This window comes from Cupriavidus sp. GW822-FHT06G04 (assembly GCF_058799075.1).
In genome coordinates this window covers 1-1106 of the sequence record NZ_JBXALD010000037.1, presented here as the reverse complement: position 1 = coordinate 1106, position 1106 = coordinate 1, and the positions used below count along the sequence as shown (strand labels likewise).

Sequence of the window (1106 nt, the reverse complement as noted above, 5' to 3'; positions counted from 1 at the left end):
GGCGGTTTCAAGTGCGAAGTGCAACACCCCTCAGTTATTGAACAGGAAGCCGGTCCGTGGGATTGGCCAGAACCTGAGCGAGGACTTGTAGCGGGGAGTGCCAGTTCAGGGTTTTGCGCGGGCGGCCGTTGAGGCTGTCGGCGATGGCGTCAAGTTCCTCCTGCGAGTAGACGGACAGGTCGGTGCCCTTGGGTAAGTACTGGCGCAGCAGACCATTGGTGTTCTCACAGGTGCCGCGCTGCCAGGGGCTATGCGGGTCGCAGAAGTACACGCGCACGCCAGTGGCGGCGCTCAGTTCGGCGTGCCGGGCCATCTCTCGACCCTGGTCGTAGGTCAGGGTCTGGCGCAGCGGGGCCACCAGGGCTTGCAGCTTCCCGGTGAAGCCGGCCAGAGCCGATGCAGCGGTGGCGTCCGGCATCTTGACCAGCAGTACGGCGCGGCTCATACGCTCGACCAGCACACCTACGGCGGATTGGTTGCCCGCACCCTTGATGAGGTCGCCCTCCCAGTGCCCGGGCATGAGCCGGTCGTTGACCTCGGGCGGGCGCACGTGGATGCTGACCATGTCGGGAATCTGGCCGCGCCGGTCGGTTCCACGCGAGCGCGGCACACGTTTGGTTCGGGCCTGTCGCAAGCAGGCGATGAGCTGGCGGCGCAGCTCACCCCGCGGGTATGCGTAGATGGCGTTGTAGATGGTCTCGTGGGACACGTTGAGGTCGGGTTGATCAGGAAAGGCCCGCTTGAGCGTAGCGGAGATTTCCTGGGGCGACCACTTCTGATCGAGGAAGTGGCGCACCACGCCCCACAGTACGCCATCAGGAGCGAGCTTGGCGACTGGACGGCTGGCCTTGAGGCGTTGCGTACGGCAGGCTTGCGCGCTCATTGCGCCATAGCCGCCACGGGCGGTGGCATTGCGGCGAAGCTCCCGCATCAGTGTCGAAGGCGCGCGGCCAAGCCTGCGAGCCATGGCTCGCAGGCTGACATCTTCGGCCTTCCAAATCTCGATGCGCATGCGTTCTTCAGGTTGTAGTTGTTGGTACTTCGTTCTCGTCATTAATCACACCTTACCGAATGGCAAGGTGTTGCACTTCAAATTTGAGGCCGCC

Annotated in this window: 1 protein-coding gene; it reads right to left on the bottom strand. The window is 63.8% G+C overall.

Features of this window, described 5'->3' with window-relative positions; translation table 11 throughout:
- Positions 1–34: 34 nt before the first annotated feature.
- Positions 35–1054, bottom strand: a complete 1020-nt coding sequence (locus AC1RKI_RS30060) for an IS30-like element IS1086 family transposase (protein ID WP_061960289.1) — start codon at positions 1052–1054, stop codon at positions 35–37.
- Between the last annotated feature and the right edge of the window lie 52 nt (positions 1055–1106).

Excerpts from the sequence above, each read along its gene's own strand:
- AC1RKI_RS30060 (WP_061960289.1), bottom strand. The coding sequence starts at position 1,054 with ATGACGAGAACGAAGTACCAACAACTACAACCTGAAGAACGCATGCGC.